This window comes from Peribacillus sp. Bi96 (assembly GCF_918698115.1).
GTDB lineage: Bacteria > Bacillota > Bacilli > Bacillales > DSM-1321 > Peribacillus.
Window position 1 is genome coordinate 20,518 of sequence record NZ_CAKKLV010000029.1, and the last position, 16,723, is coordinate 37,240.

At 40.8% G+C, this 16,723-nt stretch carries 14 protein-coding genes; all 14 read left to right on the plus strand.

Annotated features, from left to right (window positions below):
- Positions 1-367 precede the first annotated feature (367 nt).
- The 14 genes from glmU to LQ203_RS24005 all read left to right on the plus strand — a co-directional run bounded on the left by glmU (position 368) and on the right by LQ203_RS24005 (position 16,691).
- The gene (gene glmU, locus LQ203_RS23940; protein WP_230162018.1) at positions 368-1,741 is read left to right on the plus strand and encodes a bifunctional UDP-N-acetylglucosamine diphosphorylase/glucosamine-1-phosphate N-acetyltransferase GlmU; all 1,374 of its coding nucleotides are present in this window, start codon (positions 368-370) and stop codon (positions 1,739-1,741) included.
- Between the two features lie 15 nt (positions 1,742-1,756).
- A complete protein-coding gene (locus tag LQ203_RS23945) occupies positions 1,757-2,710 on the plus strand; it encodes a ribose-phosphate diphosphokinase (protein ID WP_230162020.1) in 954 nt (317 codons plus the stop codon).
- Positions 2,711-3,027: 317 nt separating this feature from the next.
- Positions 3,028-4,005: a sulfonate ABC transporter substrate-binding protein gene (locus LQ203_RS23950; protein WP_230162022.1), complete on the plus strand. Its 978-nt coding sequence runs from the start codon at positions 3,028-3,030 to the stop codon at positions 4,003-4,005.
- 13 nt (positions 4,006-4,018) lie between these two features.
- Entirely contained in the window at positions 4,019-5,191 is a 1,173-nt protein-coding gene (ssuD, locus tag LQ203_RS23955; RefSeq protein WP_230162024.1) for an FMNH2-dependent alkanesulfonate monooxygenase, read from the plus strand.
- A complete protein-coding gene (gene ssuC / locus LQ203_RS23960) occupies positions 5,160-5,939 on the plus strand; it encodes an aliphatic sulfonate ABC transporter permease SsuC (RefSeq protein ID WP_230162026.1) in 780 nt (259 codons plus the stop codon). Before ssuD ends, ssuC begins: the two co-directional genes overlap by 32 nt.
- A 13-nt stretch (positions 5,940-5,952) precedes the next feature.
- Positions 5,953-6,702 (plus strand): ATP-binding cassette domain-containing protein, encoded by a 750-nt coding sequence (locus LQ203_RS23965; protein ID WP_230162028.1) that lies wholly within the window; start codon positions 5,953-5,955, stop codon positions 6,700-6,702.
- A gap of 168 nt (positions 6,703-6,870) precedes the next feature.
- Positions 6,871-7,509 (plus strand): 50S ribosomal protein L25/general stress protein Ctc, encoded by a 639-nt coding sequence (locus tag LQ203_RS23970; RefSeq protein WP_230162030.1) that lies wholly within the window; start codon positions 6,871-6,873, stop codon positions 7,507-7,509.
- A gap of 263 nt (positions 7,510-7,772) precedes the next feature.
- Positions 7,773-8,333 carry an aminoacyl-tRNA hydrolase gene (gene pth, locus LQ203_RS23975; protein WP_230162032.1) on the plus strand — a complete coding sequence of 187 codons (561 nt, stop codon included), beginning with the start codon at positions 7,773-7,775 and terminating at the stop codon, positions 8,331-8,333.
- 104 nt (positions 8,334-8,437) lie between these two features.
- On the plus strand, positions 8,438-8,668 hold the full coding sequence (locus LQ203_RS23980) for an anti-sigma-F factor Fin family protein (protein ID WP_230162034.1): 231 nt from the start codon (positions 8,438-8,440) through the stop codon (positions 8,666-8,668).
- Positions 8,669-8,835: 167 nt separating this feature from the next.
- The gene (mfd, locus tag LQ203_RS23985; protein ID WP_230162035.1) at positions 8,836-12,372 is read left to right on the plus strand and encodes a transcription-repair coupling factor; all 3,537 of its coding nucleotides are present in this window, start codon (positions 8,836-8,838) and stop codon (positions 12,370-12,372) included.
- Positions 12,373-12,560: 188 nt separating this feature from the next.
- Positions 12,561-13,097, plus strand: coding sequence for a stage V sporulation protein T (gene spoVT / locus LQ203_RS23990; RefSeq protein WP_230162037.1), 537 nt, complete (start codon positions 12,561-12,563; stop codon positions 13,095-13,097).
- 219 nt (positions 13,098-13,316) lie between these two features.
- Positions 13,317-14,927: a polysaccharide biosynthesis protein gene (locus LQ203_RS23995; protein WP_230162039.1), complete on the plus strand. Its 1,611-nt coding sequence runs from the start codon at positions 13,317-13,319 to the stop codon at positions 14,925-14,927.
- Between the two features lie 4 nt (positions 14,928-14,931).
- The gene (mazG, locus tag LQ203_RS24000) at positions 14,932-16,404 is read left to right on the plus strand and encodes a nucleoside triphosphate pyrophosphohydrolase (RefSeq protein ID WP_230162041.1); all 1,473 of its coding nucleotides are present in this window, start codon (positions 14,932-14,934) and stop codon (positions 16,402-16,404) included.
- A 23-nt stretch (positions 16,405-16,427) separates the two neighbouring features.
- Complete coding sequence (locus tag LQ203_RS24005) at positions 16,428-16,691, plus strand: RNA-binding S4 domain-containing protein (protein WP_034316386.1); 264 nt, start codon at positions 16,428-16,430, stop codon at positions 16,689-16,691.
- Positions 16,692-16,723: the final 32 nt, after the last annotated feature.

Consider the following 16,723-nt stretch of genomic DNA (forward strand, 5'->3'; position numbering starts at 1 on the left):
GCCAACGCGATTTCGGAATGAGGGATTACGATGGATGCGGTGCTTCTTAATGGTGTCCACACAGGTCATAAAGCAATACAAGCAGTGTTTTGGGATAATGGGGTGCGCGTTGTTGTAAGGGGGAGAAGGAGGGTTTCTGTCATTATGTTCATGCTCGAAAAACAATTCAACAGGCGTATAATTATTATTTGAGTGGTTCGTATATTCCTAAGAGTCCCATTAATAATGTTAGTAAGGCTGTTAAAAATGGAAATTTTTTTTGCCTTAGCTGTTGACAATAATATGTACTTTTAATTGTTACCTTGAAAAGAATCACTATTTGAGATAATATTTTTAGTGGATAAAAAGGTAAATATGGAGGCCTGTTATGAGTAATCGCTATGCAATAGTATTGGCCGCTGGGCAAGGTACTAGGATGAAATCTAAGCTTTATAAGGTTTTGCACCCTGTTTGCGGAAAACCAATGGTACAACATGTTATCGATCAAGTCAATCAACTTCAAATAGAAGATATTGTAACAGTCATCGGCCATGGGGCTGAAAAAGTTCAAGAACAACTTGGTGATTCATGCAAGTATGCCTTACAAGATCAGCAATTGGGTACGGCACATGCTGTCATGCAAGCGGAAAGCGTTTTATCCGAAAAAAGTGGAACGACCCTTGTCATTTGCGGAGATACGCCTTTGATTAAAGCTGAAACGATGGAAGAGCTTATAGCATTGCATGAGCAAAGTCAGGCGAAAGCAACAATCTTAACGGCATATGCAGATGACCCGACTGGCTATGGGAGAATTCTTCGCAGTGAAGGCGGCCTTGTAAAAAAAATCGTCGAGCATAAGGATGCCTCTGATGAAGAAAGATATGTTAAGGAAATAAATACCGGTACATATTGCTTCGATAACCAAGCTTTATTTAGCGCGCTGAAAAAAGTTTCAAATGAAAATGTCCAAGGAGAATATTACCTACCGGATGTTATTGAAATTTTAAAACAAGAAGGCGAAATAGTGACGGCCTTCCAATCGAGTGATTTCGAGGAAACGTTAGGCGTAAATGATCGAGTGGCTTTATCACAGGCTGAGCAGATTTTACGGAAACGCATCAATGAATCACATATGAGGAATGGTGTAACGATCATCGACCCGCTTACTACGTACATTGAAGCAGATGTGCAAATAGGACAGGATACGGTCATTAACCCTGGGGCATGCATAAAAGGGAAAAGTATTATCGGGCAGGATTGCTTGATTGGTTCGAATTCTGAAATCAGTAATTGTGAAATTGGTGATGGAACGGAAATCCTCCAATCGGTTGTTCATGAAAGCAGTATTGGAAGTTCCGTAAAAATCGGTCCTTTTGCACATGTTAGACCTCATTCTGATATCCGGGATTCCGTAAAAATCGGTAATTTTGTAGAAATTAAAAAGACCGTTTTTGGCAAAGGAAGCAAAGCCTCTCATTTGAGTTATATTGGTGATGCAGAGGTTGGAGAGAATGTTAATATAGGCTGCGGATCTATTACCGTGAATTACGACGGGAAAAATAAACATTTGACGAAGATTGAAGACAATGTCTTCATAGGCTGCAATTCTAACCTTGTTGCACCTGTGACGATTGGAGAAGGGGCATATGTAGCTGCAGGGTCAACCATCACACAAGATGTACCTCAGGAAGCTCTATCCGTTGCTCGGGCTCGTCAAGTTAACAAAGAAGATTATGTGAATAAATTGAAATTTAATAAATAACCGACGGAGGTCATCATGTCAAATCAGTATTTAGATCCTAATTTAAAAGTATTCTCTTTAAATTCAAACTTTGGTTTAGCTCAAGAGATTGCGGCTGCAATCGGTGTTGAACTTGGTAAATGTAGCGTAACAAGTTTCAGTGATGGTGAAGTTCAGATTAACATTGAAGAAAGTATTCGTGGTTGTGACGTTTACGTGATCCAATCAACAAGCCAACCAGTCAATGAAAATTTAATGGAACTTTTAATTATGATCGATGCTCTTAAACGTGCTTCAGCTAAAACGATTAATATTGTTATGCCATATTACGGTTATGCCCGCCAAGACCGTAAAGCACGTGCCCGTGAACCAATTACAGCTAAACTTGTTGCAAACCTTTTAGAAACTGCTGGTGCCCACCGTGTCATCACATTAGATCTTCACGCGCCACAAATTCAAGGTTTCTTCGATATTTTGATCGATCACCTTGTTGCTGTTCCAATTTTAGCGGATTACTTTAAAGAAAAAGATTTAAGTGATATTGTCATCGTTTCTCCTGATCATGGTGGTGTAACGCGTGCCCGTAAAATGGCAGATCGCTTAAAAGCACCGATTGCCATTATCGATAAACGCCGCCCAAGACCGAATGTGGCTGAAGTCATGAACATCATCGGTAATATTGAAGGCAAAACGGCGATCCTGATCGACGACATCATCGATACGGCTGGTACTATTACACTTGCGGCAAATGCACTTGTAGAGAATGGTGCTAAAGCAGTGTATGCTTGTTGTACACACCCAGTCCTTTCAGGTCCTGCCATCGAAAGGATTCAAAATTCAACGATAAAGGAATTGGTCGTGACTAACACGATCGCCCTATCGGAAGACAAGAAAATCGATAAAATCAGTGGACTTTCTGTAGCACCTTTGATTGCAGAGGCAATTATTCGTGTCCATGAGGAACAATCAGTCAGCACATTATTCGATTGATAAAAATTAATAGACGTAACCTTAACATGGCGGGCCTTTGGGCTCGTCATGTTTTTGGTTGAAAGACGCAATATTTAGAAAACACTCAATTCTTAGTTGACAGGTGTGAATACTAATAATAAAATGATGGTACAAATAAATTTCATCTTTATGGAATGAAGAAAACTCTTGGAATTCATACATGATGAACGCCGATCGGTCTACCGAAGGCTCCTTTCACTTACCACTGAACACTAGGCATCTTTTTGCCCTATTGTCCTTTTGGTGAAGAAAAGGAGCTTTTTATTTTTATATAAATTTAAGAAGGGTGTGCAAATATGAAAAAACGAAATGTAGTGCTGTTGTCCATTCTTAGCATCTTCATGCTGATATTAAGTGCATGTGGGCAGGAAAAAAACAGTTCCAAGAGTGTTGACGCAAAGGAATCCGACAAGGCGATCCGAATCGGTTATCAAAAATTTGGGACATTAAATATTTTAAAATCAAAGGGGGAGCTGGAAAGCCATTTAAAGGAAGTGGGGTATACGGTCGATTGGACTGAATTCCCTGCAGGCCCTCAACTACTTGAAGCCTTGAATGTCGGCAGCATTGATTTTGGGCACACAGGGGAGGCGCCACCGATATTTGCACAAGCAGCCAATGCACCACTTGTCTATATTGCTAATCAGCCGGCAAACCCTTCGGGAGAGGCTATAGTCGTGCAAAAGGATTCACCCATTAAAAATGTGAAAGATTTAAAAGGTAAGAAGGTTGGCTTGAATAAAGGTTCAAATGTTCATTACTTATTGGTCAAAGCGTTAGAGGAAGCAGGTCTTACTCTTGATGACATTCAGCCCGTCTACTTGCCACCTGCTGATGCGAGGGCTGCTTTTGAAGGAAACCAAATCGATGCCTGGGTAATATGGGATCCATTTTTATCGGCGGCGGAATTGGAACTTAATACGAAAACGATTCAGGATGGAGAAGGACTAGTGGCGAATCGTGAATTCTTTTTGGCAACTGATTCATTTGCCGAGAACGAAGAGGCTTTAAAGATCATTAAAGAAGAACTGATAAAAGTTGATAAATGGATTGAAGAGAACCCAACGGATGTCGCTGAGTTTTTATCTCCGGAAATTGGTATGAGTGTGGAGGCATTAGAAAAAACATTAAAAAGAAAAGAATATGGTCTTGAGGAGATTTCCAGTACGGTTTTGGATGATCAACAAAAGATTGCCGATACATTTTTAAATCTTAAATTAATTCCAAGCAAGATTAATGTTCTAGATGCATCTACAGATGTTAAAAAAAATTAAGGGGGAAAATAATATGAAAGTATTTTGGTTTTTGCCATCACATGGGGAAAGTCGCTATTTAGGATCGACAAAGGGAGGGAGGGCGATTACACTTCCTTATTTAAAACAAATAGCACAGGCAGTCGATCATTTAGGTTTTGAAGGGGCTTTGCTTCCAACAGGTCGTTCCTGTGAAGATGCTTGGGTAGTGGGTTCTTCATTGATTTCTGCAACGGAAAGAATGAAATTTTTGGTTGCAATTCGTCCAGGTTTAATGTCACCAACCTTAGCTGCGCGTATGGCTGCAAGCTTCGACCGGTTGTCGAATGGCCGCCTTTTGATCAATGTTGTAACTGGGGGGGATCCTGTCGAATTGGCAGGTGATGGCGTCTTTCTAAATCATAAGGAACGCTATGAGCAAACAAATGAATTTCTCGATATCTGGAGAAAGGAAATGTCTGGCGAGAGTGTGGACTTTGAAGGGGATCACTTAAAGGTTGAAGGTGGAAATATTCTGTTGCCACCTGTACAAAAACCGTACCCACCGCTCTATTTCGGAGGTTCATCTGATCCAGCCATCGATATATCGGGAAAACATATTGATGTCTACTTGACTTGGGGTGAGCCGCCAGTGCAAGTGGCTGAAAAAATTGAAAAGGTACGTAAAAAAGCAGCAGAGTATGGACGTGAAGTCAGATTTGGCATTCGCATGCATGTCATTGTAAGAGAAACGGAAGAAGAAGCTTGGCAGGCAGCAGAGGAACTTATTAAATATGTGGATGATGAAATGATTGAAAATTCACAAAAGATTTTTGGTCGATTTGATTCAGTGGGACAAAAGAGGATGTCGCAACTTCATAATGGAAACAGGGATTCACTCGAAATCAGTCCAAACTTATGGGCAGGTGTAGGTCTTGTGCGCGGTGGTGCCGGTACAGCACTAGTCGGAAGTGCAGAAAATGTTGCCGCTAAAATGAAGGAATATGAAGAAATCGGAATAGAATCTTTTGTTTTATCCGGGTACCCTCACCTGGAAGAAGCGTACCGTGTGGCGGAATTATTATTCCCTTTGCTCCCTGTCGAACAACTGCAAGTTCCCGTTTCGAAAGCGACGAGTCCATTCGGGGAAATACTGGCAAATGACCACTACCCTACAAAAGGAAGTGAAAAAGAAGATGCAGGCAAAGTTAAACAAAAAGTTCAATAGGTTTTCCCTCATATCTTGGATCGTACCCATTCTGCTCTTGGTAATTTGGCAGCTGCTGTCTTTGTGGGGGATTCTGTCGGAACGGATATTACCCGCCCCGACTGAAGTCTTTCATGCTGGCGTCGCTTTATTGAAAACAGGCGAACTTATAGATTACATTGGCATCAGTGCCCAGCGGGCCTTCATCGGCTTTTTCATCGGCGGAATTATTGGTTTTGTACTAGGGTTGTTAAATGGGTTATCATCCATTGCCGAAACATTATTCGATACTTCACTTCAAATGTTGCGTAATATACCACATTTAGCTTTAATACCGCTTGTGATCCTATGGTTTGGCATAGAAGAAGAAGCGAAAATATTCCTTGTCGCCTTAGGAGTCCTATTCCCTATCTATTTAAATACATTCCATGGCGTGAAATCGGTGGATAAAGGTTTAATTGAAGCGGCGAGGGTTTATGGGTTAAATGGTTTTTCTTTATTCTGGAATGTGATTCTCCCTGCTGCCTTTCCATCCATTTTGGTGGGTGTCCGCTTTTCCCTTGGAATCATGTGGGTCACATTAATTGTTGCCGAAACAATATCCGCTAATTCTGGAATTGGATATATGGCTATGAATGCACGGGAATTCATGAGGATGGATATCGTTGTACTCAGCATTCTCTTATATGCCTTATTAGGAAAAGTATCGGATGTTTTTGCCAAAATAGTTGAAAAAAGATGCTTAAAATGGCATCCATCATACCAATGAGGAGGCCTTTATTATGAAAAGTGGAAATTCATTGGAGTTGCAGGGTGTAAAAAAAGATTTTGGGGAATTTGAGGTTTTAAAGGGGATGGACCTTGCTTTTAAAAAAGGGGAATTCATAGCGATCGTTGGTAAGAGTGGGTGTGGAAAGAGTACCTTACTACGTCTTGTGGCAGGTCTGGATAAGCCGACGGGCGGGAAGATCCTGGTGAATGGAAAGTCATTAAATGGACTGAATAAATCGTCACGTACGATGTTTCAGGATGGCAGGCTTTTTCCTTGGAAAAAAATTCTTCAAAATATTGGTGTCGGCTTAAAAGGGGATTGGAAGCCAAAAGCTATGGAGTTACTGGAGCAAGTGGGGCTTGCAGATCGAGCAAATGATTGGCCATCCGTTTTGTCGGGGGGACAGAAACAAAGGATAGCCTTAGCGAGGGCATTGGTGAACGAGCCTGATATTCTTCTCTTGGATGAGCCGTTGGGGGCATTGGATGCATTGACGAGGATTGGTATGCAAAGGCTTATAGAAGAACTATGGAGGAAAAGGAATTTTACTGCCTTACTCGTTACACATGATGTTGAAGAAGCCGTACTGCTTGCTGACCGTGTCATACTAATTGAAGAAGGCAAAGTCGTCATGAACAAGGAAATCAATCTGCCGAGACCACGGCAAAAGGATAATCTTCAATATTCATCATTAGCTGCCCAAATCCTTAACAGAGTCATGCAAGAGGGACAAATGGAAAAACAGGCGATTCACGCTTAGAAACAAAAAGAATGAAAAATTTTTTTGTGGCGAGATTCCTTTGTTTACCATATGTTTACGCTTAGTGAAGCCTCCTGATTTTACCTTTCATGTTTAATGCCCCACTATTTAGGGAAATGTTAAATATAGAGAAACTTGTAATTTAGAATTAGGAAGGCGGAGGATAGTATGAGTAATTTATTAGCTGCAAAAGAACGTACGGATTTAAAACACTCTAATTTAAGGAATTTGAGAGAAAGCGGCGAAATCCCGGCGATAGTATATGGCAATCAAAATGATAGTACCGCCATTTCGGTCAATAATATTGAACTTCAAAAGACTATCAAGGAAATAGGCCGTAATGGTATCATTTCTTTGGAATTGGAAGGTAAGAGTTATAAAGTCATGCTCTCTGACTATCAAAAGGATCCGATAAAGAACTTCATTTATCATGCTGACTTTTTAATTGTGGATATGTCCGCTCAGTTACAGGCTCAGGTTCGTATCAATCTTGTGGGTGTTAGTAAAGGAGTGAAAGACGGTGGGGTTCTTCAGCAGTCTCTTCATGAAGTGACGGTCACGGCTAAGCCTAATGATATTCCTGAGTCGATCGATGTTGACGTTACCGAACTTCAGGTAGGTGATACAATCTACATATCCGATATCAAATCGAATGAGCAAGTTACAATCGATAATGATGGCGAAGAAGTAGTTGCATCTGTTTTGGCTCCTCGTCAGGAAGAGGAAATAAGTACAGGTGAACAGCAAGATGGTGGTATCCCTGAAAATGAAGAGGGCAGGGAGACCAAGGCTTCACCAGAGTCATGATGCCGGGATTAAACAAGTGAATCATGATATAATAGGCGTAGCTCTTAATGAGTTACGTCTTTTCAATCTCTGGATGTTCTGATTAAACAGACCAGACCATTTTTAGGAGTGGAGTTCTTTAATTAGTATTTTTTTCTAATTAGTTCTCCGGTCGCTTGCAGGCCAGCTTGAAATTAGGGTACTATTTTTCTAAGGTCAATGATCTTGGAAAAACTTCGTCCCAACGTAACTCCCTAAATAACCGTAATGACGGAGTGTGAATCATGAAAATTATTGTAGGGTTAGGGAACCCAGGTAAACAATATGAAAAAACCCGGCATAACGTCGGATTTGAAGTAATAGATGAGTTATCCAGAAAATGGTCGATTCCACTTGATCAAGCTAAACATAAAGGAATATATGGTGTAGGAATGATAAAGGGAGAAAAAGTTTTATTGCTTAAGCCCTTAACCTACATGAATTTATCAGGAGAATCCATTTCTGCTGTCATGCATTTCTTTAAGGTGGATATAGCGGATGTAGTTGTTATATATGATGACCTCGATTTGCCTCCAGGGAAACTTCGTCTTCGTCAAAAAGGAAGCGCAGGCGGCCATAATGGGATAAAATCTACAATTGCACATTTGGGTACGCAAGAATTCAACCGCATCAGAATAGGCATTGGCCGACCGATTGGCCGTATCCCAGTACCTGATTACGTTTTAGGACGTTTTTCGCCTGAAGAATATGATCATGTAGGGGCGACAATCGAAAAAAGTGCAGCTTCTTGTGAAGCCTGGTTGGAAAAATCATTTATACAGGTCATGAACGAATATAACCAATAAGCTAAGAGTAGATATAAGTAAAGAATAATATCTTCCTGTTTCGCTGAATAATTCCCCCCTACTTTTGTACATACTAACACTATTATAAAATAGGGGGTTACGAAATGGCTCTCCATTATCGATGCCGACATTGCGGAACTAAACTGGGCTCAATCGAGGCACACTCACTGAGTACGGAGCAGTTAGGTTTTAATCAACTTACTGATGAAGAGCGACAAGAGATGATCGTTTATGATTCTGAGGGAGATATGCATATAAGGGCGATATGTGAAGATTGCCATGAATCGCTGCAAAAAAACCCTGAATTATATGAAAACGATTATATTATTCATTAGCGGAAGAGGGCTTTGGACAAAATCCAAAGCATTTTTCCGTTTGTCTTGTTTACAGAAACACATAAAATGAAAAATTGCCGTTAATAAAAAGAACGCTTGGTTGAATTGGCCAAGTTCAAATACAATGATTTTAGGATTGCGCACGTTAAAGAGAGGGGGGAAAGAAAATGAATGGATTACAAAACTTGTTCTCCAAACAAGAGGATGTTCATTCGTTAATAGCCGGCATTGATGAAGGACTTAAGGAACAAATGGTCTCTGGTTTGACAGGTTCCTCTAGATCACTATTGCTGGCTTCCGTATATGAAAAAACAAATAGGCCGATTTTATTAGTAACCCATAATTTATTGCAGGCTCAAAAATTCCATGAGGACTTATCCAGTTTTATTCCTGAGGAAGAATTATATATATATCCCGCCAATGAATTGATTGCGGCTGATTTAAGTGTAGCCAGTCCGGAATTAAGAGCCCAACGCGTAGAGGCATTGAACTTTTGGGCGGAGGGGAAGAAAGGGATTGTCATTGCGCCAATTCCAGGGGTGCGTCGTGTACTTCCTTCGAAGGATATTTGGAAGAGGCATCAGCTTACGTTTAATTTAGGGGAAGACATCGAGCTCGAATCAACGCTTAATAAATTTATTGCCATGGGCTATAACCGGTCTGAAATGGTTGCTTCCCCAGGGGAATTCAGCATCCGGGGCGGTATAATCGATATTTATCCCATTACGGAACCTAATCCAATAAGAATTGAATTATTCGATACGGAAATAGATTCAATAAGGACTTTTTCGAGTGAGGATCAGCGGTCCATCGAGAAACTCAAGAAAGTGATGATTGGTCCTGTTAGTGAGGCTTTGCTAGAAACAGAGCACATCGAAAGAATCATATCAAGGCTTGAAAGCGGTTTAAGTAAAAGCTTGAAGAAACTTAAAGATGAGAAAACAAAGGAACAACTTGTTCAAACGGTCAGCTATGAACTTGAACAGCTGAAAATGGGGAATAAACCCGACCAGATCTTTAAATACTTAAGCTTAGCTTATGAGAATCCAGCTAGTTTAATAGATTATTTACCTGTAAATGGCTTGGTGTTCTTGGATGAAATCAGTAGAATTCAGGAGATTAATGATTCTCTGGAAAAGGAAGAGGCTGGCTGGTACACGGACCTTTTAAGTCAGGGACAGATTATCCATGATATAAAATTGGCACATCCCATGCAGGAATTAATAATGAAATCTAACAGCCCGTTTGTCTACCTTTCATTGTTTTTACGGCACGTACCGCATACCAATCCTCAGAATATCCTGAATTTTGCCAGTAAACAGATGCAAAATTTCCATGGACAGATGAATGTGTTCAAAGCAGAATTGGAACGTTGGAAAAAAGGGAATTTTACTGTCGTCATTCTTGGACAGGATGAGGAACGGGTGAAAAAGCTGCATTCAGTTTTAGCCGATTATGATATAGAGGCGGCAGAACTTTTTGATGCAAATAGCATTCTTCCAGGTAAAGTACAGATTTTACGAGGCAGCCTTAATAGCGGCTTTGAATTACCTATGCAGAAATTCAGTATCATCACGGAAACGGAATTGTTCAATAAGAAGTCCAAGAAATCAATGCGAAGACAGAAACTATCGAATGCTGAGCGGATCAAGAGTTATTCAGAACTAAAAATCGGTGACTACGTCGTTCATGTTAACCATGGTATAGGGAAATATTTAGGAATTGAAACCCTTACGATAAATGGGGTCCATAAAGATTATCTACATATTCGTTATCAAGCGGATGACAAATTGTATGTTCCTGTTGATCAAATTGATCTTGTTCAAAAATATGTCGGTTCTGAAGGGAAAGAACCTAAGCTTTATAAGCTTGGCGGAACGGAATGGAAACGTGTAAAAAGTAAAGTACAATCCTCAGTTGAAAACATAGCTGATGATTTAATCAAGTTATACGCCGAAAGGGAAGCAGCAAAGGGCTATGCTTTTTCGCCTGATGGTGATATGCAGAGAGAATTTGAAACATCTTTCGCTTATAACGAAACAGAAGATCAAATACGTTCTATAGTTGAAATCAAAAAGGATATGGAACGGGAACGACCAATGGATCGTTTATTATGCGGTGATGTTGGCTATGGGAAGACAGAGGTAGCCATCCGTGCCGCTTTTAAAGCCATTATGGACGGCAAGCAAGTTGCATTTCTTGTTCCGACCACAATCCTCGCTCAGCAGCATTTTGAAACACTTAGAGAACGTTTTCAGGATTATCCCATTTCGATTGGCCTTATGAGCCGTTTCCGGTCAAAAAAACAGCAAACGGAAACGATTAAAGGACTGAAGGCTGGCACGGTGGATATTGTCGTTGGCACGCACAGGATTTTATCCAAAGATCTAGTGTACCGTGATTTAGGTTTGCTGATCATTGATGAAGAACAGCGCTTTGGCGTTACACATAAGGAGAAGATCAAACGGTTAAAAACCAATGTGGATGTACTGACTTTGACTGCTACGCCGATTCCGAGGACCCTTCATATGTCCATGCTGGGCGTGAGGGATCTGTCCGTCATCGAAACACCGCCTGAGAACCGTTTCCCGATTCAAACTTATGTCATGGAGTATAATGGCTCGTTGGTAACGGAAGCGATTGAACGGGAATTGGCCAGGGATGGTCAGGTTTATTTTCTATACAATCGGGTAGAGGATATAGCAAGAAAAGCAGAAGAAATTTCCATGTTAGTACCTGATGCCCGTGTTACGTATGCTCATGGGCAAATGTCTGAGCAAGAACTAGAAGCCGTTATGTTCGGCTTTTTAGAAGGCGAGTATGATGTTTTGGTAAGTACAACCATTATCGAGACAGGTGTTGATATCCCGAATGTCAATACGCTTATAGTGAATGAAGCGGATAGAATGGGTCTTTCGCAGCTCTATCAGCTACGTGGCCGTGTAGGGCGATCCAATCGGGTAGCATATGCTTTCTTCACTTATAGGAAAGATAAAGTGTTGACGGAAGTGGCAGAAAAACGTCTCCAATCTATTAAGGAATTCACAGAATTGGGCTCTGGGTTCAAAATTGCCATGCGTGATTTATCCATCAGGGGAGCTGGAAATATTCTGGGGGCCCAACAACATGGCTTCATTGATTCAGTTGGTTTCGATTTGTACTCACAAATGTTGCAAGAAGCAGTGGATGCAAAACGTAATGACCAACCAGTTGAAGAAAAAAACACCCTTGAAATTGATGTTGAAGTGGATGCTTATATCCCTGATGCCTACATAATGGACGGACATCAGAAAATAGAAATGTATAAAAGGTTCAGAGGCATCACTTCTCTTGAAGAAGTGGAAGAATTACAAGATGAAATGCTCGACCGGTTCGGGGAGTATCCAGAAGAAGTCTCCTATTTATTCCTGATTGCTGAAATGAAGGTATATGCTGAAAAAGCGGGAATTGAAAGCATTAAACAATTGAAGCAGGAAATCAGCATTCTCCTTAGGGAAAATGTAAGCAGCGATGTGGATGGTCAAAAGGTGTTTGGGCTGGGTTCGAAGTACGGCCGTATGGTAGGATTCGGCATGGACGGGAATCGAATGAAGCTAGTCCTGCACATAAAAGGGGTAGAGCAAAGCAAATGGCTCGATATTCTTTTTGAGATGGCTAAGGGTTTACAGCATGTAAAAAAGGAGACTCAAGCAACAAAAAATTGAAATGAATGATTGTCCTCTTGAAGATATTCTTTTTAAGATACCATGGTAATAAAATGCAACAAAAAGAAAAATTTTTTCAAAGTGCATAGAACTTACCATTAGAAAAATACTATGTACAATAGCTGGTGATGATTTTGCTACAAAAAGAGGATTTTCAAATCAATTAGATGAAAGTGAGGCAACATTAGATGAAAGCAACTGGTATCGTTCGCCGAATTGATGATTTAGGAAGAGTCGTCATCCCGAAAGAAATTCGCAGGACCCTTCGCATTCGTGAAGGGGATCCATTGGAAATCTTTGTCGACAGAGATGGTGAAGTCATTTTAAAGAAATACTCACCTATTAGTGAATTAGGCGATTTTGCAAGAGAATATGCAGAAGCACTTTATGATAGCCTTGGAAATCCAGTTATGATTTGTGATCGGGATACTTACATTGCAGTGGCAGGCGGCTCCAAAAAAGAATACTTAAATAAAAGCGTTAGTGAACTAGTGGAAAAGATCATGGAAGAAAGAAATCCTGTCTTGGAATCTCCAAACGGACAAATTTCCTTCGTTGATTCAAATGATGAAGAGGTCCAATCGTATACAGCAGCTCCGATCATCGCGAGTGGCGACCCGATTGGTGCCGTCCTGATTTTCTCTAAAGAAGGCACTGTTGGTGAAGTGGAGCAGAAATCGGTTGAAACAGCAGCAAGTTTCCTAGCTAGACAAATGGAACAGTAACCTTGGACATGCCATTATATTTTTAATGTAAAAAGGTCAGCAATCGCTGTCCTTTTTGCTTTTTCATTAAAGTTAAACCAAATAGAAGAGAGCACAAGTCGGGGAACCTATTCTGTGATGTTAATATGGAAGTTAATTAACAGTATGGTTACAAAAGAAAAAAGACCACTAGGATTATGCTATAATAACTACCACATAAGAGTGAAAAGGGGAAAAAGAATGGCTGTAAAGCCTTATAAAACTTCAAATGAACTTTTTCGAGGTGCGCTGATCCTAAGCGCTGCAGCGATCATCGTAAAAGTTTTGAGTGCGGCCTATCGCATACCTTATCAGAACATCGCAGGTGACATCGGGTTTTATATCTATCAGCAGGTATATCCCTTCTACGGTGTTGCTTTAACGTTATCAACACTGGGCTTCCCGGTTGTCATATCCAAACTGATTGCAGAACGGGATTCTGCTAAAAATAATTTTGCGGTCAAGGACATTTTAGTGACATCATTTGTCGTCTTAAGTACGATAGGAATCGTAATGTTTGCTGTACTGTTTATTGGTGCTGATTGGATTGCCGGCTTGATGAAAGATCCGAATCTAGCCAGTCTGCTCAGAATCATTGCCTTTTCCTATTTATTAATGCCGATTTCATCTGTATTAAGAGGCTATTTCCAAGGTATAAACGACATGTTTCCTACGGCAAGTTCGCAGGTCGCTGAACAATGTATCCGGGTATTGACGATATTGGTGCTTTCCACAATATTCGTGTATCAGGGCTATTCTCCTTACGTGGTCGGCAAGGGAGCGGTCTTCGGGTCGATTACAGGTGGTATAACTGGCCTGGTTCTGCTTCTTGCTTTCGTAATTTTAAAAGAAGAATGGAAGCTTTTTTTACGAATGGAAATGATGCCGGTAAATTTCATCAAGATTTCTAAAGCCTTGGTTATTCAAGGGTTGGCGTTTTGCATAACGGGCCTGATCATTATCTTGTTCCAGTTTGTGGATTCACTGCACCTATATTCTCTATTAAGGAAAACGGGGATGGGGGTAATGGAAGCCAAAGAATGGAAAGGGGTATATGACCGTGGACAGCCTTTGCTTCAGCTAGGGACAGTTGTGGCTAATTCTTTTGCATTGGCGCTTGTACCAGTCATATCTGGATTCGTGCAAAAGAAAAATGAACAAGAATTACTCAATAAGATTAAGTTGACGCTGCGTGTAAGTGCGACGATTGGACTCGCTGCTTCGATTGGACTGGTGGTCATGATGGAGCCGGTCAATCATATGTTGTTCACAGATGCGAAAGGGACAATTACTTTAGCCATCTTCTCCTTATCGATTTTATTCACATCCCTCATCATGGCAAAAGCAGCGGTTATTCAGAGTTTAGGTTATTCAATTGTACCGGTGATCATTACGATTGTTGGGGTTGTTTGCAAGTGGGCTTTGAACCTTGTTCTAGTGCCCCATTACAAAATTGCGGGAGCAGCCACGGCAACAGTACTTGCCTTTATGATCATGACTGTATTATTTTATATGGTATTGAAAGTACATATTAAAAAAACATTGATGGAAAAGAAATACGTGTTCATTATCTTGAAGAGTACGGTCTACATGTGTACGGTGGTTCTTCTGTTCAATGCCTTATTCCAAGTGATGTTTTCAGGTGAGAGCCGGTTGATGGCTACGATCCAAGCACTGATTGGTGTAACGATAGGTGCAGCTGTATTTGTGATGACCGCCATTCGGGCAGGTTTATTCGGTGAAGAAGAACTTTCACTTATTCCTGCAGGATCTAAGTTTAAACGATTTATAATAACGAATAGGAGTAAATGAAATCATGAATGAAATAACGATAATAGGCCTTGGTGCAGGGGATTTAGATCAGCTTCCTCTAGGGATTTATAAAAAGTTAACACAAACCCGGCAATGCTTCGTCAGAACGATGGATCATCCGGTAATCGAAGATTTGAAAAGAGAAGGAATCAATTTCACGGCTTTTGACGAGATATATGAAAAGCATGATCAATTCGAAGCGGTTTATGAAGAAATTGCTGAAACATTATTACAAGAGGCTTTAAGTCGTTCCGTTCTATATGCCGTTCCAGGGCATCCGATGGTTGCGGAAAAGACGGTTCAACTTTTGCTCGAAAAGGGTCCGGCTCTTGGAATGGCGATTAAGCTAGAAGGTGGGCAAAGTTTCCTTGACCCATTGTTTCAAGCTGTTCGAATCGATCCGATTGAAGGGTTTCAGCTTTTGGATGGAACAAATCTTTCACCAGATGACTTGCACATTACCCAGCATATGATAATTGGACAAGTGTATGATGCATTCAGCGCGTCCAATGTGAAATTGACGCTAATGGAAAAGCTTCCGGATGACTATGAGGTATATATCGTTACAGCAGCAGGCAGCAGTCAGGAAAAAGTGACAAAATGCGCACTGTTCGAGCTCGACCGTCAGATGGAGTTAAGTAACTTGACGAGTGTGTATGTCCCGCCTGTGAGAGAAGAAGCGTTACAGTATCGGGAGTTTTCTAAACTGCGGCAGATCATCGCAGACCTTAGAGGGCCTGACGGATGCCCTTGGGATAAAAAACAAACTCATGAAAGCTTGAAGAAATACCTAATAGAAGAAGCATACGAGCTTATTGATTCCATCGATGAGAAGGACGATGAGGGCATGGTTGGTGAACTCGGGGATGTCCTTCTTCAAGTGATGCTTCATTCACAAATCGGTGAAGATGAAGGAATGTTCACGATTGATGATGTGATAGAAGGCATCACTTCAAAAATGATTCGACGCCACCCTCATGTATTTGGAAATGTTGAAGTGAATGGTGAGGAAGAGGTATTAGTGAACTGGCAGAAAATCAAAGAGAAAGAGAAAGGGAGCGAAACAAAGGTTCTGAATTCCATCCTGGATGGTATTGAGAAATCGCTGCCAAACTTACTTCGTGCCGAAGAGTACCAGAAAAGGGCAGCGAAGGTTGGATTTGATTGGGATGAAGTTTCCGAAGCGTGGAAGAAGGTTATAGAAGAAGTGCAGGAGTTAGAAGATGAAATAATGAACCCGAAACGGAATATAGACCGGATTAAATCCGAGTTGGGCGACCTCTTTTTTGCGCTTGTTAACATTTCACGTTATTATGACATACAAGCAGAAGAAGCCGTCTACAAAGCAAACCAGAAATTTCACCAGCGTTTTACATATATAGAAGCTTGCATTCAAAAGGTAAACAAGAAGTTTGAGGATTTTACATTAGAGGAACTGGATTCATATTGGGATGAGGCAAAGGCTAAAGGACTTTAATTAAGGGAGAGAATTGAATGTCGATGAGATTAGATAAATTCCTAAAAGTTTCAAGATTGATTAAGCGCCGCACCCTTGCGAAGGAAGTTGCGGATAAAGGGAGAATAACGATTAACGGACAACAGGCAAAAGCAAGTTCAAATGTTAAAGATGGCGATGAATTAACTGTACGATTCGGCCAAAAGCTTGTTACTGTGCGAGTCGATAAAATTCAGGAAACGACTAAAAAAGAAGCGGCTGCAGATATGTATACAATCGTAAAGGAAGAAAAGCTGGCAGAGGAGTAAGGACAGGCTTGGTTCTAATTCCCTTCATATGG

What these genes read in the sequence shown, in the direction of transcription:
- glmU (WP_230162018.1), top strand. Translation starts at nt 368, where the DNA reads ATGAGTAATCGCTATGCAATAGTATTGGCCGCTGGGCAAGGTACTAGG.
- LQ203_RS23945 (WP_230162020.1), top strand. Translation starts at nt 1,757, where the DNA reads ATGTCAAATCAGTATTTAGATCCTAATTTAAAAGTATTCTCTTTAAAT.
- LQ203_RS23950 (WP_230162022.1), top strand. Translation starts at nt 3,028, where the DNA reads ATGAAAAAACGAAATGTAGTGCTGTTGTCCATTCTTAGCATCTTCATG.
- ssuD (WP_230162024.1), top strand. Translation starts at nt 4,019, where the DNA reads ATGAAAGTATTTTGGTTTTTGCCATCACATGGGGAAAGTCGCTATTTA.
- ssuC (WP_230162026.1), top strand. Translation starts at nt 5,160, where the DNA reads ATGCAGGCAAAGTTAAACAAAAAGTTCAATAGGTTTTCCCTCATATCT.
- LQ203_RS23965 (WP_230162028.1), top strand. Translation starts at nt 5,953, where the DNA reads ATGAAAAGTGGAAATTCATTGGAGTTGCAGGGTGTAAAAAAAGATTTT.
- LQ203_RS23970 (WP_230162030.1), top strand. Translation starts at nt 6,871, where the DNA reads ATGAGTAATTTATTAGCTGCAAAAGAACGTACGGATTTAAAACACTCT.
- pth (WP_230162032.1), top strand. Translation starts at nt 7,773, where the DNA reads ATGAAAATTATTGTAGGGTTAGGGAACCCAGGTAAACAATATGAAAAA.
- LQ203_RS23980 (WP_230162034.1), top strand. Translation starts at nt 8,438, where the DNA reads ATGGCTCTCCATTATCGATGCCGACATTGCGGAACTAAACTGGGCTCA.
- mfd (WP_230162035.1), top strand. Translation starts at nt 8,836, where the DNA reads ATGAATGGATTACAAAACTTGTTCTCCAAACAAGAGGATGTTCATTCG.
- spoVT (WP_230162037.1), top strand. Translation starts at nt 12,561, where the DNA reads ATGAAAGCAACTGGTATCGTTCGCCGAATTGATGATTTAGGAAGAGTC.
- LQ203_RS23995 (WP_230162039.1), top strand. Translation starts at nt 13,317, where the DNA reads ATGGCTGTAAAGCCTTATAAAACTTCAAATGAACTTTTTCGAGGTGCG.
- mazG (WP_230162041.1), top strand. Translation starts at nt 14,932, where the DNA reads ATGAATGAAATAACGATAATAGGCCTTGGTGCAGGGGATTTAGATCAG.
- LQ203_RS24005 (WP_034316386.1), top strand. Translation starts at nt 16,428, where the DNA reads ATGAGATTAGATAAATTCCTAAAAGTTTCAAGATTGATTAAGCGCCGC.